The organism is Corynebacterium sp. USCH3, from assembly GCF_037619475.1.
Classification (GTDB): domain Bacteria; phylum Actinomycetota; class Actinomycetes; order Mycobacteriales; family Mycobacteriaceae; genus Corynebacterium.
The window spans coordinates 275,481-295,074 of sequence record NZ_JAQPZT010000003.1 but is presented as its reverse complement, the minus strand read 5'-3'; the positions used below and the strand labels follow the sequence as shown (position 1 = coordinate 295,074).

Here is a 19,594-nt window from a genome sequence, read left to right as displayed (position 1 = left end):
GGAGGGGGAGACGATGTCGCAGCAACATCCACCGCTGCCACCGGTCGGTTCCACAGCGGACCTCCTGGAGGCACTGTCCCGGCTGGACTCCGCCGTGGAGGACATCATCGCACACGGCCCGGACACCTGGTCACGCCTCGAGGAGCAGGACAGGCTGCGGGCTGTCGCGGAGATGGAGCGCAGCCGCAAGAAGCTGACGGTGGCGGATGCCGCGTTCCTGCAGAGCCACCAGGCCGCGCTTCCCGTCGGTACACAGCGACAGGCACGCGCCGTCAGCAGGATCCTCACCACGACCGTGCGGGACGCACGTAGCCGGATCGCCGCCTGGTCCCGTATCGCCGAACGACCTGACCCCTGGAGTGCGGACCCCGCCGCACCACACGCGGACCACATGCCGCAGGTGACCGCGCTGGTTGCCGAAGGAGGTCTTGACGCCGAAGGGGTGGAGAAAGCGGACCGGCAGATCCGTGCACTCCCCGCCGACGTCCAGGCGGATGTCACCCGAGCGGCCGACGGACCGATCGCCGACCTCGGCAGGAAGCAGGGGCCGGACGTCCTCGACGCACTGCGCACCTTCCTGCTCGACCTCGTCGGCGTGGATGAGCCCTACACCGAGAAAGACCACCAGCGCATGCGGTCCTTCACACTCGGGAGACAGGGCGCGGACGGCATGACACCGGTCCGGGGGACACTCACACCGGAACTCGCCGCGTCCATGCAACGACTGATGGCGGACTACGCCAGGACCGGCGACCTGATCGCAGACACCGACGGCGCCGACGGCGCCGCCAACACCACCGTCGACGACCGTACGCCCGAGCAGCGTCGGCACGACGCGCTTGCCGCGGCAGTCCACGCCGGCTACGGGCGTGGCCGTGCACTGACCCCGGGCCGCGGAGCGACCACCATCGTCGCCGTCATGCCGGTCGAGCAACTCGTCAACCGGACAGGCACCGCACTGACCGACGTCGGCACGCACGTCCCCGCGACGACGCTGCTCAACGACGCCTCCACCGTGGAAACCTACCTGCAGATCCTCGACGTCGAGGGACGCACGCTGAATTTCGGACGGTCCCGGCGACTCGCGAACCTCGACCAGTACCTCGCGCTCGTCGGAGAGGAAGGCATCAGTTCCGCCCCGGGCTCCGACGCCGCTCCCGCACACTGCCACGTCCACCACATCGACGGATGGAGCCACGGAGGTGCGACGGACCTCGACAACCTGACCCTCGTCTCCCCTGGCATGCACGCCCAGGTGGACGACTCCCGTGGACAGGCAGACCGGTGGTGGACCGTCGCGGCACCCCGGGGAACCGGACGCCGGGTCCACTGGATCCCGCCTTCCACCGTGGACCCGAAACGACGTCCCGTCCACAACGACCACCCCACGACCCGGCGTCACCCGGGCGATGGCCGACGGCGACAGTTCCGCGAAACCGACACCCCACCGTGACCGCTGCCGTACGTCACGACGACTATCACGCAGCACCCTGACACCGTGACGGTGTCAGGGCCGGTGGTGATGGCACCGCTACCGGTCAGCAGCGTCACGGGCAGCGGTCGGCAGCCACGGGTATCCGGACCGGGCGGCGACGTATCCGCCGAACACGAACAGCAGCATGCCGGTCACCAGCACGACGAACACCCCGGGGCCCGTCGACGTGGCGATCGAGTCGAGGACCGACCGGATGAGGGCGGCCCCCTGCTCCCCCACGCCTTCCGCATCGTGGTCGAACACCCGGTCCACGAGCCCCATCCCGCTCATCAGGCCGTAGACCGCATACGCAGCGAACCCTGCACCGGTGGCGGCCACGACCACCGCGGCGATACGCCGGAGCGCAGTGAACGCGATGAGCACTGCGCTCACCAGAGCAAGGAAAAGCAGCACCACCGCGATCGAGAGAACCGTCGGCTCGACCCAGTTCTCCCGGAAGGCAGGGGCACCGAACGCCCTCGTCACAACGCCGAAACCGGAGATCCGGAACATCATGTCGGCATCGCCGGTGTCCGCTGAACCGGCGCCGACGACCGCCCGTGCCCACGGCAGTGCCAGGCCCACGAGCGTCGCGAGCGAGAGCAGCACCGTGATGACCGCGGCGATCAGCGGATGAGTCACCACAGCGTGCACATACCGTGGTCTCGGCATGGCGCGGCCTACTTCTCCGTCGGCTTGTCCGGCGCCACGATCTTCCGCACTCCCCAGACAATCTCGTTGATGCTGACCCAGGCCGCCACGTGGGCGAGGGTGAACAGCGTAGCCTTCAGCACCGAGAGTCCGGAGCCCATGTCATTCGGGTCAGCGGTGAGCAGAACGATGAGCGGGTAGATCATCCCCACCACGATGACAGCGAGAATCGCGAGGTAGACCTTCGACTCGCTGCGGCTGCGGCCTCCGACACCCCAGGTGCTCATGTCCAGCTGAGCAGAAGGCCCCTCCTGCCGCGGCCCCTGCTGCTGATGCTGGGGCTGGGAGAACTGGGTGGGCTGCTGCCAGGCGTTCTGCGTCGGCGCCTGGTGAACGGACCCGTCGCCGGTGGTGGGGTCGGCACCTGCGCCAGCGTCCGGAACGACGCGGTCGGGCTCACCCGGACCACCGGACGCCACGTCGCCGTAAGTCAGGTGGTCGCCGGACGTCAGCTCACCGGGAGTCTGGTCACCGGGGGACACGGAGTACGGGAGACCGACCTCCGGAACCGCGGCGTTCACCCGCGTCGCCTCCAGGTCGTCCGACGACGCGTAGGTGTCGTCGACCCTCTGCGCGCGAGTCACGTCGGCGGAAGGCCCGGCAGGCTCCGGCTGCTCGAGCCCGCCCTCCGCGTCCGGCGTCGCAGAGGACGGGGAGGCCTCAAAGGACGGGGAGCCACCCATGACCCCGGGCCGGGCACCGAGAGGACCAGGCGTCCGGGAGTCTGCCAGGTCATGCAGCCACCGGATGTTCACCACGTCGTCCTCCGGACCGTAGAGGGCGGCCTCGTAGGTGTCGCGCTTGTAGGGGTCGCCCAGGATCGCACGGGCCGTCTCCACCTGGTCGAGTTCCGGGGAATCATCACTGTACCCCTGGTTCCGCAGGTCAGCGGCTCGGGATCCGAGAACCTCCGCCATCTCGTACGGCGGCATGTCCTTGTCGAGCTGGAGTTCGGTGTAGAGGTCGTAGTTCGCCATGGGGGTCCTTGTCGTCCTTGTCTCTGTGGAGAAGCTCCCGGGAAAACACGCCCCGGGAACCGCGCTGAAGCATTGAGGAGCGTTCAGGGGCACCTTAATACATCAGGCGGATGCCCGGACACCTGCGTGCTCACCGGCGTGGCCGGCCGTACAGGATCCATCGGCCCCGGAGGTCTCCTGTTACCGGTGGACCGGGACGGGATCAGCAGACGGGAATGGTCCCCACCACGTCAGTGGCCGAGACCGAGGCATCGACCGTCTGCCCGGTCAGCAGCATGGCGTAGCGTGTCCGGTCGCCACTGTCGGGGAAGACGCTCATCGCCCCGCCGGGCTCCGTCGCCTCGGCCACCCGGATTCGGCAGCCGTCCGCCTCCAACGGCTGGAGACCGCCGGCGGGAACGTAGGCGGACCGGGCGTCCTCGCTCCCGAAGTCGACGACAGCGAGAGTCAACGCGTCGCTGTGGCAGGTGACCCTGGCGGTCTCCGCACCGTGTGGCTCGGCACCGTCACAGGTCATCCCCTCCCATCCCTCCTGCCCCTGACGCGACGGCAGCAGGTCGGGGAACGCGTTGACGATCCTGGCGTCGGGCGCGTCCCACGCCGGGGTCGCGATCTGGCGGTATCCGACGAACCCCACCGCACCGAGGGCGCCGAGGGCCCCGAGCACGACCAGGACGGCGAGCAGAGCGACGGGTGTCCTCCGTCGACGCGTGTCCGGTGGCGGCGCCGTCACCGTCTGCCACGCCACCGGAACCTCCCGGGTGTCCCCGACCCGGCCGCGGGACGCCTCGTGCAGGGCGTCAAGGAACGCCACCGCGGACGGGAACCGTCGGGACGGGTCGTTGTCCAGTGCCCGGCGGAGGACTGCGGCGACCTGTGGTGCGACGGTCGCGTCCTGTCCCGCCAGCGCGTCCGCCGTGAGTCGCGGGAGTGTGCGTTCACCCCGCCACGCCGCCGTCGACATCGTGTCGCGGAACGCGGTGAGGGTGAGCATCTCCAGGACGATCAGCGCCAGGGCGTAACGGTCGGTCGCCGGACTGTAGTCGACGAGGTGGGCACCGTAGGTGCTGGCGACGGTGAAGATCTCCGGTGCCATGTACTTCTCGGTGCCGATGACCAGGCCGGTGGACGTGACCCGGGTGTCGTCGCCGGCGATGCTGATGCCGAAGTCGGTGAGCACGGCGGTGGTCCCGGACCCGCTGTGGGGGTCGTGCGGCAGCAGGATGTTCGCCGGCTTCAGGTCACGGTGGACCACCGGGGGGTTACGGTGGTGGATGTGGTCGAGGGCCTCGGCGACGGGGCGCACGATACGGTCGACCTCGTCCACGGTGAACTTCTGCCCCGTCCGGCGCCGTTCCCGGAGGGCGTCCTCCAGATCGCCGCCGTCGACGTAGTCCATGACGAAGTAGGCGGCGGTGCCGTCGGACGCCACGGTGTCGGCGTAGTGGATGTTGACGACGGAGGTGTGTCGGATGGTGGCGAGCGTCCGCATCTCCGCGAGGAAGCGCCGGTACCCTTCCCCACCGGTGCCGACGACGTCCGGACGGATGGCCTTCACCGCGACCCACCGGTGCAGTCCCCGGTCGTAGGCCCGGTAGACGTGGCCCATGCCGCCCTGACCGATCAGCGTCAGGTCCGTGAGGTTTCGGCGCGCCTCGAGCTCGGCCGCGAGCTCGGCAATGTCAGGGCTGTCCGGCCGTGTGCTGCCGCTCACCGGTCGTCCTCGGAACTCCAGGTGAAGTCGCGCGATGAGACCGAGTCACCGTCACCGTCGATGACGCGGACCCCGGAACCGGTGATCTCCACGCGCGAACCGTCATTGTCGAGGGAACGCGTGACCCACCTCCCGGGTCCGACGCGCTGCATGTCGATGTCGTACTCGGCGGCCCGGTCGTTGTAGTGGCCGCGGTAGTACAGGTCGCCGCGTTCCCCGACGCGGCAGACCACAGCGTGGTCGTCACCGTTGGTGCCGGCGAACACCCAGCGGTCGGACGCGTTGCACGTCGCCGCGCTGACTCCGCGCCATCCCTGGCTGGTCAGGGTGGACGGCGCGTCGGACGGGGACGGCGACGTGGTGGATGTCCCGGTCGGGGTGGACGGGGACGGCGCGGACGGCGAGGGCGACGACCCGGACGGCTCAGACGACGCAGGTGCGTCCGACGACGCTGCCTCACTGGTGACGGTAGTCCCGGGCACCGCCGTGAACATCGGGGCACCGGACTCGGCCCCGTCGTCCTGACTACTCCACATCCACACCCCCGCAGCGACGAGACCGACGACGACGATGAGGACGGCGACCACGGCCACGATGATCCCGGTGGCGAGGCCGCCGGCCCTCGACGGCGACGGATCCTCCTGACGCCACGGGTTGCCTGCCGGCCCCGGCGCGCCCCACTCGTTGTTCCCCACGTGCAGTCCTCCGTCTACCTCCGGCCACATCCAGCCGGTTCTTGTCTCCCTATGCCTGTTTCCTCAGGGACCAGTAGTTTTCCTGAGCATACCTGGCGAGGGCAAGTCGTCGGGTGGGTGCGTTGCCGTTGCGCGACGAGAATCCCGTCACACCGCTGTTCTCCAGCGCCTTGGCGAGGTAGTCGATCTTGGTGTTGACCTTCTTCTGCGACCAGCCCAGGGTCTGCTCGAGGTCGCGCACGGTCGGCACCTCGGACAGGTCGGTCCCCGGCCTGCGGATCAGTGGCGCGGCGAGTGCGCGCAGAAGGTCGACCTGTTCCTCGTTGAAGATGAGTTCGCCGACGGTCATCGGGGCGCTGTGGACGACTCCGGCGACGGTGCCCGTCGGTGGACGCGAGGTCGCGGCGACGGTGAAGTCGAGTTCGTAGGTGGTCACCGAGGTGGAGAAGACCACCGCCGACTCCCCCAACGGCAACGGCAGGCTGGCACCGGGGCCGAGTCTGCTCTGGCTGAAGGAGTTCTCCGCCCGCGGTTGGATGCTGGCGGCGAGCCGCCCGCCCCGGTTGGTGATCATCCAGGTCCCGTCGGAGTCCCAGACCTGGAGGAAGATGCGGTGCATGAACTCGTCGTCCGGGCCCAGGGGGAAGTCCGCCGCCCGCCCGAGCGTGAGCGACTGGCCCGGGTTCAATGCGACGCGGCGGCCGATCTGGTCGTCGATGAGGACCTGTCCGGGGAACAGGCCCGGAGACTGGCGGGGAAACGTCATACCCGACATCTTCCTAGCGTTCGAGCTCGTGCGCCAGAGAATCGAGTTCTCCGCCTCCGGCCATCTCCAGGGTGAGCTGTTCGAGGGTGACGTCGTCCCGCGCGGCGTCGAGCACGCTGCGTCCCAGGTTGAGCAGGACGAAATGGTCCCCCACCAGATGTGCGTGGTGCGGGTTGTGGGTGATCAGGATGACACCGATACCCTCGTCACGGGCCGCGGCGATGAAGCGCAGCACCATGCCGGACTGCTTGACGCCGAGTGCCGCCGTGGGCTCGTCGAGGATCAGCACGCGGGCACCGAAGTAGACGGCGCGGGCGATGGCGACGACCTGACGCTGCCCGCCCGAGAGCGAGGCGATCGGTACCGAGACGTCCTGCAGGTCCACGCCCATGCGCTGCAGGCGGTCGGCGGTGATCTCGCGCATCTCGGCTTCCCGCAGGACGCCGAACCGTCCGGTCATCTCCTGCCCGAGGAAGAAGTTGCGCCACACGGGCATCTGCCCGACCACGGCGAGATCCTGGTAGACCGTGGCGATACCGTGGTTCAGGGCGTCGCGCGGGTTGGCGAAGGTGACAGGCTCGCCGTCGACGAGGATCTCGCCGTCCGTCGGGGGGTGCAGGCCCGCCAGCGTCTTGATCAGGGTGGACTTGCCGGCGCCGTTGTCGCCGAGGACGCAGGTGACGTGACCCTCCTGGACGGAGAGGTTGACGTCGTCGAGTGCGCGGAAGGCACCGTAGGTCTTGCCGATGCCGCGGAGCTCGATGACGGGGGTGGTCTCGCGGGTAGTCACTGTCGGGCCTCCGAGTACTTCGAGAAGGAGTTGTTGGCCAGCACGGCGAGCAACAGGACGCCGCCGAGGAAGAACTTGAACCAGTCGGGGTTCCAGCCGGCGTAGACGATGCCCTGGTTCGTCATGCCGAAGATCAGCGCACCGATGGCGGTTCCCACGGCGGTGCCCTTGCCGCCGGTCATCGCACAGCCACCGACGACGGCGGCGATGATGTAGAGGAACTCGTTGCCCACACCCTGGCCGGCCTGGATGGAGTCGAACTGGTACAGGTTGTGCTGACCGACGAACCAGCAGGAGGCGGCGACGGTCATGAACAGGATGATCTTCACCCGGTCCACCGGCACACCGACGGCCCGGGCGGCGTCCTTGTCCCCGCCGACGGCGAAGATCCAGTTGCCGAAGCGGGTCTTGAACAGCACCCAGCTGGCGACGGCGACGAAGAGGATCCACCAGAACACCGTGACCTGGACCGTGACACCGAAGACCGTCAACGAGCCGGCGAACAGGCGACGGCAGAACTCGTAGCCCTGCATGTCGGAGATCACCGGGGTGGCGACCTGGTCGTTGACCAGCTTGGTGACCGCCAGGTTGAGCCCCTGGAGCATGAGGAAGGTCGCCAGGGTGATCAGGAAGCTGGGGATGCCCGTGCGGGTGACCATCCACCCGTTGAAGAACCCGATGGCCAGGGCGATGGCCAGGGCCAGCAGGGAGCCGACCCACGTCTGCAGGTGGAAGTTGTAGGCGATCATCGTCGCGGCCAGGGCCGTGGTGGTCACCGCGACGCCGGTGGACAGGTCGAACTCGTCCCCGATCATCAGCAGGCCGACGGCCAGGGCGACGATGCCCAGGGTCGAGGAGGTGTAGAGCACGGTCGCGACGGCGTCCATCGAACGGAAGCTCGGTGCGACGACCATGAACAGGACGAAGATCGCGACCGCACCGACGAGGCTGGCGAACTCCGGGCGCCGCAGCAGTGCAGCGGATCTCATCGCAGGCCCTCCTTCGCGGCGTCGGCGATGGTGTCGATGTTGCTCTCGTCGACGAAGCTGGGGCCGGTGTAGACCGGGCGTCCGCCGCCGACGGTGGTGCCGTTGCGTTTCGCGAGCCAGAGTGCGTCGACGGCCATGTAGCCCTGCAGGTAGGGCTGCTGGTCGACGGCGAAGCTGATCCGCCCGTTCTGGATGGCGGGGACGAGTTCGGCGTTGGTGTCGAAGGTGCCGACCTTCACGTCCGAGCCGGTGGATTCGGCGGCGTCGGCGACGACGAGGGAGACCGGGGTGACCAGGCCCATGACCCAGTCGATGGAGCTGTCCTGGGCGAGCTTGGACTGCACGGTCGACTTGACGGAGGTGAGGTCCTGGCCGTTGACGTAGAGGATCTCCACGGAGCCTCCGGTGAGGCCCTGGCGGATGCCGTCGCACCGCGCCTCCTGGGAGGAGTTGCCCTGTTCGTGGATCACGCAGAGGGCCTTCTTCGCACCTTCCTCCTGGAGACGTTCGCCGGCCTTCTCCCCGGCGACGCCTTCCTCCTGGCCGAAGAACCCGGTGAGTCCGTAGTCCTCGTAGTCCTCCATGCCGGCGTTGAGACCGACGACCGGGATGTCGGCGTCGACGGCACGCCGGGCTGCCGGGCCGATGGCGTTGGCGTTGGGCATGGTGACCGCGATGCCGTCGACGTCGGAGTCGATGGCGGACTGCACGAGGCTGGCCTGGTTCGGCGCCTGCGGGTCGGAGCTGTAGCGCAGCTCGATGTTGTCCTTCCTGGCCGCGTCCTCGGCCCCCTTACGGACGAGGTCCCAGAAGGTGTCGCCGGGGGCGCCGTGGCTGATCATCGACACCACGTAGCGCGGGGTGTCGACCGTGCCGCCGCCACCGTCCCCGTCGGAGGCGCGGGGTGCCCCGCCGGTGGCGGAGCAGCCGGCGGCGGCGAGGGCGGTGGTCAGCCCGACCGCTGTCACGGCGGCGGTCAGGACGGGACGGAGGCGCATCTTGAAAGTCACAAACCGCAAGTCAATGCGTCTGAAGCGGTTAAGTCAAACCAGCTGACCTGCGACTTTACCGATACAGTTGATCGGTTCAGGTGGGTCTACCTGCGGGTAGCTCGGTCAGCTCAGAAAATCAGGAGCCCCAAGTGCAGACATCAGCAAGAAGCTGTCCCGCCCTCTAGGGCTTCATGCCATGTCCGAGTAGGCGAGATACCGCCCGCAGTTCTTGCAGGAAAATAGGTACAGGCTCTCTTGCGCCCCCTGCCCTACGGACATCAGCTGTTCCTGCACAGTCGACGGATCCCAATTCGACGTAGCAGTCAGACATTCCACTACATCTACTAAGCCTTGAACTCCCACCCGTTCCTCCAGTTCACTACCGGTCGGCTGACCGAGGTACTGCGCAGGCACAGCGCAACATGCCAACCATTGCGGATCCTGCCATGTAAGGAAGGCCGGAGTCAGGTAGGTGACCTCAGCCTGCAGGTCCGCCGGAACGGTACACCCCGGCAGGAAGTCCGGCTGCACTCCAGTGATCACCCCGTCTGTGTCACGGACAATCTCATACACGGTGTCAATGAGAAGGGCTTTGCGACCACGCTCGTCCGCATACTTCTCGGAAAGGCTTCCGTCAGCGATACACCAGGGACAGACGTGCTTCGGCTTCTCGCCCATACAGTAGACGTTCCGCTTGTATTCCCATCCTCTCACCTGTCCGCAGCAGGAACATTCCTCGCTGGTCTCCCGGAAGGACTCAGTCGGTTCAGGGAAGTAGGTGAACCGTGGAAAAGAACTCATGCCCTCAATGGTAGGCGCTATCCTGAACCCCATGGACCTCAATCCCGACGGCCCCCACCTCCCCGACCGTATCCCTGACGACCGCCGCCACCGTCTCAGTGACGCCCTGACACTCGCCGTCGGGCAGGGTCGCATCGACCTCACGGAGTTCTCCGAACTCAGTGACGAGGTCTGGTCCACCACTGACGTGGCACGGTTCGAACGGCTCGAGACCCTCGTCATGGGAAACAACGGGCGCCGGGACCTCGAGGAACTCGCGGCCAAGGCTGCGGCTCCGGTGCCGGAGTTCTCACGTCCTCCAACAGTCCCCCAGGTCAGTCCGCCCTCCCAGAACCTCTGGTTCGGCGACCTCAGACGTGGCGGCGACATGCAGCTGGCCGCACAGGAGAGCTTCTTCCTGCTGTTCGGGGACCTCCATCTCGACCTCCGCGAGGCCTCGTTGTCCGCACCGGCGACAACGCTGAACGTCACCTCGATATTCGGGGACGTGAAGATCACGGTCCCCCCGGGGATCCGGGTGGAGAACCGGATGTCGCTGGTCTTCGGCGACGTCAAGGCCGATCAGGGCCCCCGCCTCAGCCCCGGTGCGCCCGTCGTCGTCCTCACCGGCCACACCACGTTCGGCGACGTGAAGATCACCGTCGCGGAACCCGGCGTCCCCCTGAAGAAGAGCTGGTGGGACTGGTTGTCCGGCTAGACCGGCTACTTGTCCTCCGGAGTTTCCGAACCCTCGGAGTCCTCGTCCCCGTCATCATCGAGACTCAGCCCGAGCTCGGCCAGCTCGGCGCGCAGGTTCTCCATCGACAGCTGCACTTCCTCCGTGCCGGCACCGTGCACGTGGCCGTGCTCGGCGTGGAGTTCGCCCAGCCCCTCCGAGTCTCCCGCGTCGGAGCCCAGCGTCCCGCCGAGCTCGGCGTAGGCCGGGTAGATGACCTCCCGCTCCAGTGACTCCCGCAGCGGCTGGTCACAGAAGGCGTTGTCCAGGGCGTTCGTGGTCAGCTCCAGGAACTGCCAGTACTCCAGGTCGAAGTTCTCCGCCAGCGCCAGCATCTCGCCGGTCATCGTGCACCCCGACACCAGGCGGTTGTCCGTGTTCACGGTGCAGGTGAAGCCCAGCTCGTAGAGCAGGTTGAACGGGTGGTCGGCGACAGAGTCGCACACACCGGTCTGGGTGTTGGAGGTCGGGCAGATCTCCAGGGGGATGCGCCGGTCCCGGACGAACTTGGCGACTTCCCCGAGCTCGATGCCGTTCATGGTGGCGTCCAGGTCTTCGTAGATCCGGACCCCGTGGCCGATACGCACCGCACCCTGCCGCAGACCGTCAGCGATGGACTCCACTCCGGCTGCCTCACCGGCGTGGACGGTGACCGGCACCAGGTTCTCGCGCAGGATCCGGAACGCCTCGACATGGTTCGACGGGGGGAAGCCGTCCTCGGCACCGGCGATGTCGAATCCGACGACGTAGCCCTCGCCCGGGGTGTGCTCACCGTGGTTGTCGACGATCAGCTGGGCGATCTCCGCAGCGCGGTCGGCATGCCGCATCGCGCAGAGCAGCAGTCGGACGTGGATGCGTCCACCACGTTCCGCGACGATCCGCTCGCCCTCCTTGACGCCCTGGACGGTCGCCTCGACGACGTCCTGGAGACCCAACCCCTTGGCCTGGTGCTGCTCCGGGGCGTAGCGCAGTTCGGCGTAGCACACACCGTCGGCGGCGAGGTCCTCGACGGCTTCCCGGGTCACCCTCACCAGGGAGTCACGGGTCTGCATCACGGCGGTGGTGTGGTCGAAGGTGGTGAGGTAGGTCGGCAGGTCCCCGGAGTTCGCGGCGTCGAAGAACCACTTCTCCAGCTCCGCGGCATCGGTCGTCGGCAGGCCCTCGTACCCGGTCTCCGCGGCGATGTCGATGATGGTCTGTGGTCGCAGCCCACCGTCGAGGTGGTCGTGGAGCTCGACCTTGGGCAGACGCCGGACGACGTCCGGGTCGACGGTGGAGATGGCTTCGGCTTCGCTGAATTCACTGTCGCTCATGGTGGACCACGATACCGCTGCTCCCGGTTCCTGTCCGTGCCGGACCCCGCTACCGATAGACTCTGACAACTGATGACTGCACATACTCTCCCCCGACGCCGGGCGCTTGTGGCCACCACCCTGGCCGCGACGTTGACCATGAGTCTCACCGGCCCCCTCATCGTCCCCGCTGACGCAGAGACCGGCCGCAACAACGTCGAGAAGGACGACTGGCTCCCGTTGACCGTCGACCCGGGGGCGCCGCTGCCGGACGACCCTTTCCTCGACACCGACGACTGCCCGTTCGCCGATGAGCTTCCCCCCGCATTCGACGAGGACGCCCTGCCGGCGGACGGTGAGGACGCCCCGGCTCCTGTCACCGTGGACCACCCCGGACCGGGTGGAGAAGCGCTCGACACCTGTGCCCCGGTGTCGGTGCCCGGCATGGACGTCCCCGACCGGCTCAGCCTGGGAAGCTACCTCGTGTACGACGTCGACTCGGGCGATGTCCTGGCGGCGAAGGACCCCTACGGTCTCTACCGCCCGGCCTCCATCATCAAGGCGCTGCTGCTGATGACCGCGTTGGATGAGCTCGACCTCGACCATGTCGTCCCCGTCAGCGACGAGGCGGTGGCGATCGACGGGTCACAGGTCGGTGTCGGCCCCGGTGGCCGTTACACCGCGCGCGAGCTGTTGCTCGGCCTGGTCATGCGGTCGGGTAACGACGCCGCCATCGCGCTTGCCGAGGCGATGGGAGGCCAGGACGAGACGGTGACGCGTATGCAGGACCTCGCGGACTCGCTGGGCACCCAGGCGACCCGGGTGGTGACCGTACACGGGCTCGACAGCCCCGGGGTGCAGACGACCGCCTACGACATGGCGCTGATCTACCGGGCGGCGTTCCAGCGCGAGGACGTGCGGGAACTTCTCGGTGAGGAGACGATGGACTTCCCCGGTTACGGGGACATGGAGGGCTTCGAGCTCTCCAGCGACAATGAGATGCTCTTCAACTATCCCGGCACCGTCGGCGGCAAGACCGGCTTCACCGACAACGCCCGGCACACGTTCTCGGTCGCCGCTGAGCGGGACGGCCGGACGTTGGGCATGGTGCTGTTGAACTCCACGATCGCCGCAGGCCGTCCCGCGGAGCAGGCCAGCGCCGTCCTCGACGCGGCATTCGCGACACCGGCAGGATCGAGCATCGGCACGCTCGACACCGCAGACACCGACACCACTGACTCCGCTCCCCCGTCTGACGTCCCCGCCCCGGATTCTGCCCCTGCCGAGGCTGACGAGGCAGGCCCCTCCGGCATCGACATGCGCGCCGTCGTGGGTGCGGGCGTCGCGGTCCTGCTGTTGGTCGGTCTCGCCGTCGGAGCGGCACGCTTCCGCCGGCGGTAGATCGGGGTCTCTCCCCTACTTCCCCCGGAAGGCCCGGCTGAGCAGCCCCACTGCGGTGGCACCGAGCGCGGTGCCGATACCGACGAGTCCGGCGGTACTGATGTCGCGGGCGCCGGGACGGACCTCCTGCCGGACGCGGATCACCGCCGCCGGCGGTGCGTCGGGAACCATCGCGGCGAGGGCTTCCGGGGTGGTCGCGGTCCAGGCGGCCAGGTACAGGGTCACGCGCCAGACCAGGTACAGCACGACCATCACTCCGATGACCGGGCCGAATGCCGCGCCTGCGGGGTTGGACAGTGCGTTGGAGAAGACGAGGGTGGCGATCTGCTTGATCACCTCGAACGCCAGCGCACCCATCACCGCGGCACGTGCCGCAGCCGGACGAGGGACGCGCGTGCGCGGGAGGTAGAGCATCAACCAGAAGAAGACGATCCAGTTCGCGATGAGCGCGACGACCAGGGCCGCCAGCCAGGTGAAGATGCGGATGCCGGGCACGTCACCCAGCCCGATCGTCTCCAGGACGCTGCTGGTGAACCCACCGCCTCCGAACGCGGTGACGGCGAACGCGACCACCAGGGCGAGGAGCAGACCGATGAGTCCGATGAGGTCGCTGATCTTGCCCTTGACGGCGTTGTCGGCCTGGCCGGAGACCTTCCACATGCTGGAGACGCCGATACGCAGGTTCTTCATCCACCCGAGACCGGTCCACAGCGCCAGCACAAGACCGATACCGAAGACGCTGCCGCGCTGGTCGATCGCCTGCATGATGATGTCGTTGAGGGTGTCCCCGAGTTCACCGCCGGCGGAGTCGGTGACGGTCTCCGTGATCTTGTCGATCAGTTCCTGGTTTCCGGCGACCACCATGGCGACGGTGGCGAAGCACAGCATGATCAGCGGGAAGATCGAGAGGACGGAGAAGTAGGTGATGCCGGCGGCGAAGTTGTTGCCGCCCTGATCCGTGTAGCGCTCGTTCATGCGCATCACGTGGTCGAACCAGGGCCACTTGTCACGGTACCGGTCAATCGCCCCCGGCGAGTCGTCGGTGGACCGTTCGATGCCGTGGTCGTCCAACTTGTCCCGGTCGGAGGCGGTGATCGTGCGAGCCATCAGAGGACTCCTCTTGTGTGTCTCTATGTCGTCAGTGCCCCACATCAGTCAGTGAGCGCTGGCCCTACCCTAATTCATTTCCGCGGCTCCCCGGGGAATAACCCACCCCTACCGCAGCAGCCCCATCTTCTCGTACACGTCGGCGACCACGGACTCCGCGACCACGCCGGCCTTCTCCGCCCCACGGTCCAGGATCCGCTTCAGCTCCGCCGGGTCAGCCATGTACTCGTCGTACCGGGCCTTCAGCGGGGTGGTGAACGCCTGCAGCGCGTCGGCGGTGTCAACCTTGAGTGCGCCGTACTGCGCCCCGGCAGCCTGGTAGTCGGCCACGATCTCATCCACGCTCCGCCCGGTCAGCGCGGACTGGATCACCAGCAGGTTCGACACCCCCGGCTTCTCCTCCCGGTCGTAGCGGATCTCGCCGTCGTTGTCGGTCACCGCCGACTTGATCCGCTTCGCCGAGGTCTTCGGCTCGTCGAGCAGGTTCACGATGCCCTTCGGGTTGTCCCCGGACTTGCTCATCTTCGAGGTCGGGTCCTGCAGGTCGTAGATCTTCGCCGCACCCTGCGGGATGAACCCGTCCGGCACCACGAACGTCTCGCCGAAACGGGCGTTGAAACGCTCAGCCAGGTTGCGGGTCAACTCCAGGTGCTGGCGCTGGTCCTCACCCACCGGCACCAGCTGCGGACGGTAGAGCAGGATGTCCGCGGCCATGAGCATCGGGTACATGAACAGACCGGCCGAGGTCCGCTCGGCGCCACGCTTGGCGGACTTGTCCTTGAACTGCGTCATCCGCGACGCCTCACCGAAGCCGGTGAGGCACGTCAGCACCCACGCCAGCTCGGCGTGCTGCGGCACCTGGGACTGAACGAAGATCGTGGACTTCTCCGGGTCGATGCCCAACGCCAACAGCTGCGCGACGCCGGCCAGCGTCCGCTCCTTCAGCTCCGTCGGATCCTGGTCCACGGTGATGGCGTGCAGGTTGGGGATGAAGTAGAAGGCGTCGTACCCGTCCTGCAGGTCGATCCACTGCTTGACCGCACCCAGGTAGTTCCCGAGGTGGTAGGAGTCCGCCGTGGGCTGAATGCCGGACAGGACGCGCTTGATCTGTGCTTCATCGCTCATGGACAGTCATGTTACCCGGGCACTTTCGCGATCTGCAGCAGTGCCTCGGCATCCGGGTCGCTGACCTCCAGCGGCCGTCCCCGGGGATAGACCGCCCGTAACAGACGCCGGAAGGTCACCCCTGTCACCGGCACACGGACCAGCTCGCCGGACGCCACCTGCGCCTCCACCGCGCGGGCCGCGATGACCGTCGGCTCCCCCATCCCGGTCACCGCCGCCCGCTGGGCCGACAACGACCCGAACTCCCCTGCCGGTTCGGCGATCGTCCCCAGGGCCGCCTCCACGATCTCCCGGCTGCCGGACCCTCGCTCCCGCGTGACCAGCGGGGTGCGTCGCAGGCGGGCAGCGTCCACCTCGGAGCCGGCCCAGGGGTGCGACGGCGGGACAACGAGGATCAGGTCATCCACCCCCACCACGTCCGACGCCAGACCGTGCGACACCTCCGCCCCCTCCACGAAGCCCAGCACACACTCGCCTCCGGCCACCGCGTCACACACCTCCGCACTGTTGCGCGAGCGCAACTGCAGCCGGACCGACGGGTTCTCCCGGTGGAACCGCGCCGCCCACGAGGGGAAGTACAGTTCCGCGACGGTATTGGAGACGGCGACCGGCAGCGACCGCACGGCATCCGGTTGAGTCGCCGCAACCACGGCACGAGAAAACTCCCCCGCCGCCGCGAGCAGGTCGCGGGCCGCCGCCAGGACGGCATGCCCACGGTCGGTGGGCTCCGATCCCCCCACCCCCCGCCGGAAGACAGCGACCCCGAGCGTCCTCTCCGCGGCCGCCACCCGTGCACTCACCGTCTGCTGGCTCAGCCCCAGGTCACGCGCGGCGGCGGCGATGCTGCGGCGTTCGTCCACGGCGATGAGCGTGGCGAGCTGGTCAACCGGCGGAACGAGAGGGTACATACGTTCACTGTACCCCGTTCCACCTGCGCCGTTATCCCCGTCATGCGGCAGGCCGCGTTACGGTCGGCATCATGGACACCACGACCGAGCTTCCGCCGCCCGGCCCCGCCTGGGGCGGTGTGCTGATGGGTGTCTCCATCACCGCGGCGATGCTCGGTGTCCACGTGGGCCAGCCCACCGGCGGCATCGTCACCGTCCTGGCCACCGCCGTCCTGCTGGTCCTCACCGCCGGCGGACGGAGCTGGCTCACCACAGACCTCCCCTCCTGGTCGATGGTCACCATGGGCATCCTCGCCCTCGGGTCCGCCGCGGACGGCACCCTCGGTCTCGTCACCGTCCACCGTGTCACCTGGATACTCGGGACCATCGCCTCCGTCCTGGTCTTCACGCCTCAGGCGTGGAAGCTCGTCCGGGGTGCACTGCCACGCGCGTTCCCCGCCACCCTGCCCCTCGTCACCCCGATGGTGGCCGCCACCAACGCCGCCCAGCTCGGGCACCCGCTGCCCGGGGCCCTCTGCCTCGCCGCATCCCTGGCGGCCGGCGTGCCCGCGTTCATCCTCGTCTACCTGTCGCCAGGACGACGCCCCGCGCCTCCCGCCGCCGCGACGACGTGGATCCCCCTCGGCATCGTCGGCCAGAGCAGCACCGCGGCCCTGCTGCTCACCGACGGGACCGACCTCACCGACGCCGGCCGGACGTATGCCGCCGTCATGCTCACCGTGGGTGTCCCCGCCGCACTGTGGGCCCTCCGGAACCACTGGGGGACGCTGCTACGACACTCCCCCGTCGCGTCCGCGGCGACCTACGGCCCGGCATGGTGGTCCGCCACCTTCCCCGTCGGCACCTGCAGCCTGGGCACCCACCAACTGGCCGTCAGCACCGGTGCGGGTTGGCTGGACGGGGTCAGCGCGGCGCTTCTCGTCCTGCTGGTCCTGCACGTGACCGTCGCCGCCGCAGGGCTGGTCGGCGCGCTCGGCTACCGGTACGTGACCAGTACCGGGGAGTGATCGCTCCAGCGCAGGTCGTAGTGCTCGGCCCGGTCCACCCACGCGGACTCCGCACGCTGCATCAACGCCGACGTCGCCGCCTGGTAGTCGATCCGCCACCCGGCACCGGTGTCGAACGCCTGGCCGCGCCAGGTCCACCAGGAGTAGGGACCGTCCTCGTCCGGGTGCAGGCGGCGCAGTGCGTCGAACCACCGGGGCTCCGCCACCGCCCCGTCCTCCAGGCGCTGCGCCGCCACATCTCCGGGGGTGTACTCCACCGCACCGAAGAAGTCCGACGGGTCCCCCGCCGGGTTGCCGGTACGCCCGGCATCCGTCGGATCGCCGATCTGCGTGGCGTCGTCCGGGAAGGTGCCGAACACCGAGTCCATGAACGCCCGTTCCGACGGCAGGTAGCCGGACTTCTTCCGGTTCGGACGCCAGTTCTTCAGGTCCTGGCGACGGTGGCAGATGTTCCAGTCTCCGCCCACGACCATCTGCTCGTGCACCCCGGCCTGCTGGTCGAGGTACGGCCCGAAGATGTCGAGGAACCGGAACTTCTCGTCCTGCTTGGCCGTCCCCTCGGCCCCGGACGGCAGGTAGACGCTGGCGACCCGGAGGCCGACGGTGGTGGCCTCGATGTAGCGGCCGGCGTCGTCGAACTCGGTGCTGAACCCCTCCCCGAACCCGACCCGGACGTCCTCGATCCCGTGCCGTGACAGGATAGCCACACCCGCACGCCCCTTCGCCGCGGCCTCGGCCTGCACCAGGTTCCACCCGGATTCCAGCGCCGGGGCCAGCGCCTTCTCGGTCTGGTCGGGGGTGGCACGCACCTCCTGCAGCAGCACCACGTCCGCCGGGGTGCTCTCCAACCACGGCAGGATCCCGTGGTTGTCCTCGTTGCGGACCTTGGCTGCGGCACGGATGCCGTTGACGTTGACGGTGGCGACGGTGACAGTCATGCGGTCCAGACTAGCGGCGGGCATCGCTGCGGCGCCGCAGCAGGTAGGTCGGGATGAAGACCGCGATACCGCACAGGGCCATCCCCACGCCGGCCAGTGCAGGTGCCGAGTACGAGTAACCGGCACTGATCACCGCACCACCGACCGCGGCACCCGCGGCGTTGGCGAGGTTCAACGCCGAGTGGTTCATCGAGGCCGCGAGGTTCTGTGCCTTGCCTGCGACATCCATCAGCCGGGTCTGCAGGTTGATCGTCATCACGGAACCGGACATGGCGACCAGCCCGAAGTTCACGATCGCCAGCGGTGCGATCGTACTGGTGAAGTAGAACGCACCGAGCATGACGACCATCGCGATCAGGGCCCCGAAGATCGAGCCCTCCACGTTGACGTCGGCCAGCCGTCCACCGACGAACGTGCCGGCGACCATGCCGACGCCGTAGACCATCAGGACCAGCCACATGAGGTTCTCCGGGAAACCGGCGCGCTCCGTCATCGTCCAGGAGATGTAGGTGTACACGCAGAACATACCGCCGAAGCCGACGGTGCCGAGCAGCAGCGTGAGCATCACCTGGGGGTTGACCAGGGCGCTGAGCTCCGTCATCGGCCGGGTGGCCGGCATCTGGGTCATGTGCGGCAACGAGTACCACAGGCCGGCCAGCGTGACGAGCCCGATCAGTGCGACCACGGCGAAGGCGGCGTTCCACCCCAGCGTCTGACCGACCCACTGGGCCGCGGGCACGCCGGCGACCGTCGCCACCGACAGTCCCATGGAGACCTGGGCGACCGCACGCCCCCGCTGCCCGGCGTCCGCCATGGACGCGGCGATCAACGCGGCGGCGGCGAAGTAGGCGCCGTGGGGGATGCCGGCGATGAACCGGGACAGCATCAGCAGCCCGTAGGAGCCGGCGAGCACGCTGAGCGCGTTGCCCACGGTGAAGGCGCCCATGAGGATCAGGACGAGCCGTCGTCGGGGCATCGAGCCGGTGAACGCCGTGATCACCGGGGCACCCACGACCACGCCGAGCGCGTAGGCGGTGATCACGTGTCCGGCGGTGGCCTCGCTGATCGAGAAGTCGTCCGCGATGTAGTTGAGCAGCCCCATCGCCACGAACTCGGTCGTGCCGATGCCGAAGCCGCCGAGCGCGAGCATGAGGATGGCGATCGGCCGTCGACGCCTCCCCATCTCCGTCTG

19 protein-coding genes are annotated in these 19,594 nt (G+C 68.3%); 4 read left to right on the top strand and 15 right to left on the bottom strand.

Annotated features, from left to right (window positions below; all coding sequences use genetic code 11):
- The first annotated feature begins 13 nt into the window (after positions 1-13).
- A complete protein-coding gene (locus tag PQI66_RS07555; protein WP_339997195.1) occupies positions 14-1,453 on the top strand; it encodes an HNH endonuclease signature motif containing protein in 1,440 nt (479 codons plus the stop codon).
- A gap of 78 nt (positions 1,454-1,531) precedes the next feature.
- Here the strand turns inward: PQI66_RS07555 and PQI66_RS07550 are convergent, their stop codons facing one another.
- The 9 genes from PQI66_RS07550 to PQI66_RS07510 all read right to left on the bottom strand — a co-directional run bounded on the left by PQI66_RS07550 (position 1,532) and on the right by PQI66_RS07510 (position 9,909).
- A complete protein-coding gene (locus tag PQI66_RS07550; protein WP_339997194.1) occupies positions 1,532-2,146 on the bottom strand; it encodes a hypothetical protein in 615 nt (204 codons plus the stop codon).
- Between the two features lie 8 nt (positions 2,147-2,154).
- Entirely contained in the window at positions 2,155-3,162 is a 1,008-nt protein-coding gene (locus PQI66_RS07545; protein WP_339997193.1) for a hypothetical protein, read from the bottom strand.
- Between the two features lie 202 nt (positions 3,163-3,364).
- Positions 3,365-4,876: a serine/threonine-protein kinase gene (locus tag PQI66_RS07540; RefSeq protein WP_339997192.1), complete on the bottom strand. Its 1,512-nt coding sequence runs from the start codon at positions 4,874-4,876 to the stop codon at positions 3,365-3,367.
- Positions 4,873-5,571 carry a hypothetical protein gene (locus tag PQI66_RS07535; protein ID WP_339997191.1) on the bottom strand — a complete coding sequence of 233 codons (699 nt, stop codon included), beginning with the start codon at positions 5,569-5,571 and terminating at the stop codon, positions 4,873-4,875. Before PQI66_RS07535 ends, PQI66_RS07540 begins: the two co-directional genes overlap by 4 nt.
- Positions 5,572-5,620: 49 nt before the next feature.
- On the bottom strand, positions 5,621-6,337 hold the full coding sequence (locus tag PQI66_RS07530; RefSeq protein WP_339997190.1) for a hypothetical protein: 717 nt from the start codon (positions 6,335-6,337) through the stop codon (positions 5,621-5,623).
- Between the two features lie 13 nt (positions 6,338-6,350).
- Entirely contained in the window at positions 6,351-7,127 is a 777-nt protein-coding gene (locus tag PQI66_RS07525; protein ID WP_339997189.1) for an ATP-binding cassette domain-containing protein, read from the bottom strand.
- Complete coding sequence (locus PQI66_RS07520) at positions 7,124-8,116, bottom strand: ABC transporter permease (protein WP_339997187.1); 993 nt, start codon at positions 8,114-8,116, stop codon at positions 7,124-7,126. The genes PQI66_RS07525 and PQI66_RS07520 overlap by 4 nt, the downstream gene beginning before the upstream one ends.
- Complete coding sequence (locus PQI66_RS07515; protein WP_339997666.1) at positions 8,113-9,114, bottom strand: substrate-binding domain-containing protein; 1,002 nt, start codon at positions 9,112-9,114, stop codon at positions 8,113-8,115. The genes PQI66_RS07520 and PQI66_RS07515 overlap by 4 nt, the downstream gene beginning before the upstream one ends.
- Before the next feature lie 183 nt (positions 9,115-9,297).
- Positions 9,298-9,909, bottom strand: a complete 612-nt coding sequence (locus tag PQI66_RS07510) for a CbrC family protein (RefSeq protein WP_339997186.1) — start codon at positions 9,907-9,909, stop codon at positions 9,298-9,300.
- A gap of 31 nt (positions 9,910-9,940) precedes the next feature.
- Between PQI66_RS07510 and PQI66_RS07505 the strand changes: the two genes are divergently transcribed.
- Positions 9,941-10,606 (top strand): LiaF domain-containing protein, encoded by a 666-nt coding sequence (locus PQI66_RS07505; protein ID WP_339997185.1) that lies wholly within the window; start codon positions 9,941-9,943, stop codon positions 10,604-10,606.
- A 5-nt stretch (positions 10,607-10,611) separates the two neighbouring features.
- On the opposite strand, the gene PQI66_RS07500 is transcribed toward PQI66_RS07505, so the two are convergent.
- On the bottom strand, positions 10,612-11,937 hold the full coding sequence (locus PQI66_RS07500) for an adenosine deaminase (protein ID WP_339997184.1): 1,326 nt from the start codon (positions 11,935-11,937) through the stop codon (positions 10,612-10,614).
- 72 nt (positions 11,938-12,009) lie between these two features.
- On the opposite strand from PQI66_RS07500, the gene PQI66_RS07495 reads away from it, so the two are divergent.
- Positions 12,010-13,317 carry a D-alanyl-D-alanine carboxypeptidase family protein gene (locus PQI66_RS07495; RefSeq protein WP_339997183.1) on the top strand — a complete coding sequence of 436 codons (1,308 nt, stop codon included), beginning with the start codon at positions 12,010-12,012 and terminating at the stop codon, positions 13,315-13,317.
- Between the two features lie 15 nt (positions 13,318-13,332).
- On the opposite strand, the gene yhjD is transcribed toward PQI66_RS07495, so the two are convergent.
- From yhjD to PQI66_RS07480, 3 genes are all read right to left on the bottom strand, one after another.
- Positions 13,333-14,424 (bottom strand): inner membrane protein YhjD, encoded by a 1,092-nt coding sequence (gene yhjD, locus PQI66_RS07490; RefSeq protein ID WP_339997182.1) that lies wholly within the window; start codon positions 14,422-14,424, stop codon positions 13,333-13,335.
- A gap of 108 nt (positions 14,425-14,532) precedes the next feature.
- A complete protein-coding gene (gene trpS, locus PQI66_RS07485) occupies positions 14,533-15,549 on the bottom strand; it encodes a tryptophan--tRNA ligase (protein WP_339997180.1) in 1,017 nt (338 codons plus the stop codon).
- Positions 15,550-15,560: 11 nt separating this feature from the next.
- The gene (locus PQI66_RS07480) at positions 15,561-16,457 is read right to left on the bottom strand and encodes a LysR family transcriptional regulator (protein WP_339997179.1); all 897 of its coding nucleotides are present in this window, start codon (positions 16,455-16,457) and stop codon (positions 15,561-15,563) included.
- Between the two features lie 71 nt (positions 16,458-16,528).
- Here PQI66_RS07480 and PQI66_RS07475 point away from each other — a divergent pair, with 71 nt between their 5' ends.
- Positions 16,529-17,464, top strand: a complete 936-nt coding sequence (locus PQI66_RS07475; protein ID WP_339997178.1) for an SLAC1 family transporter — start codon at positions 16,529-16,531, stop codon at positions 17,462-17,464.
- Here the strand turns inward: PQI66_RS07475 and PQI66_RS07470 are convergent.
- Both PQI66_RS07470 and PQI66_RS07465 read right to left on the bottom strand, forming a co-directional pair.
- Complete coding sequence (locus PQI66_RS07470) at positions 17,434-18,402, bottom strand: exodeoxyribonuclease III (protein ID WP_339997177.1); 969 nt, start codon at positions 18,400-18,402, stop codon at positions 17,434-17,436. The genes PQI66_RS07475 and PQI66_RS07470 overlap by 31 nt on opposite strands.
- Before the next feature lie 10 nt (positions 18,403-18,412).
- The gene (locus PQI66_RS07465) at positions 18,413-19,585 is read right to left on the bottom strand and encodes an MFS transporter (RefSeq protein WP_339997665.1); all 1,173 of its coding nucleotides are present in this window, start codon (positions 19,583-19,585) and stop codon (positions 18,413-18,415) included.
- Positions 19,586-19,594: the final 9 nt, after the last annotated feature.

Coding starts and splice junctions, on each gene's coding strand:
- PQI66_RS07475 (WP_339997178.1), top strand. CDS start 16,529: ATGGACACCACGACCGAGCTTCCGCCGCCCGGCCCCGCCTGGGGCGGT.
- PQI66_RS07520 (WP_339997187.1), bottom strand. CDS start 8,116: ATGAGATCCGCTGCACTGCTGCGGCGCCCGGAGTTCGCCAGCCTCGTC.
- PQI66_RS07510 (WP_339997186.1), bottom strand. CDS start 9,909: ATGAGTTCTTTTCCACGGTTCACCTACTTCCCTGAACCGACTGAGTCC.
- PQI66_RS07465 (WP_339997665.1), bottom strand. CDS start 19,585: ATGGGGAGGCGTCGACGGCCGATCGCCATCCTCATGCTCGCGCTCGGC.
- PQI66_RS07545 (WP_339997193.1), bottom strand. CDS start 3,162: ATGGCGAACTACGACCTCTACACCGAACTCCAGCTCGACAAGGACATG.
- PQI66_RS07495 (WP_339997183.1), top strand. CDS start 12,010: ATGACTGCACATACTCTCCCCCGACGCCGGGCGCTTGTGGCCACCACC.
- PQI66_RS07470 (WP_339997177.1), bottom strand. CDS start 18,402: ATGACTGTCACCGTCGCCACCGTCAACGTCAACGGCATCCGTGCCGCA.
- trpS (WP_339997180.1), bottom strand. CDS start 15,549: ATGAGCGATGAAGCACAGATCAAGCGCGTCCTGTCCGGCATTCAGCCC.
- PQI66_RS07500 (WP_339997184.1), bottom strand. CDS start 11,937: ATGAGCGACAGTGAATTCAGCGAAGCCGAAGCCATCTCCACCGTCGAC.
- PQI66_RS07530 (WP_339997190.1), bottom strand. CDS start 6,337: ATGACGTTTCCCCGCCAGTCTCCGGGCCTGTTCCCCGGACAGGTCCTC.
- PQI66_RS07515 (WP_339997666.1), bottom strand. CDS start 9,114: ATGCGCCTCCGTCCCGTCCTGACCGCCGCCGTGACAGCGGTCGGGCTG.
- yhjD (WP_339997182.1), bottom strand. CDS start 14,424: ATGGCTCGCACGATCACCGCCTCCGACCGGGACAAGTTGGACGACCAC.
- PQI66_RS07550 (WP_339997194.1), bottom strand. CDS start 2,146: ATGCCGAGACCACGGTATGTGCACGCTGTGGTGACTCATCCGCTGATC.
- PQI66_RS07480 (WP_339997179.1), bottom strand. CDS start 16,457: ATGTACCCTCTCGTTCCGCCGGTTGACCAGCTCGCCACGCTCATCGCC.
- PQI66_RS07555 (WP_339997195.1), top strand. CDS start 14: ATGTCGCAGCAACATCCACCGCTGCCACCGGTCGGTTCCACAGCGGAC.
- PQI66_RS07505 (WP_339997185.1), top strand. CDS start 9,941: ATGGACCTCAATCCCGACGGCCCCCACCTCCCCGACCGTATCCCTGAC.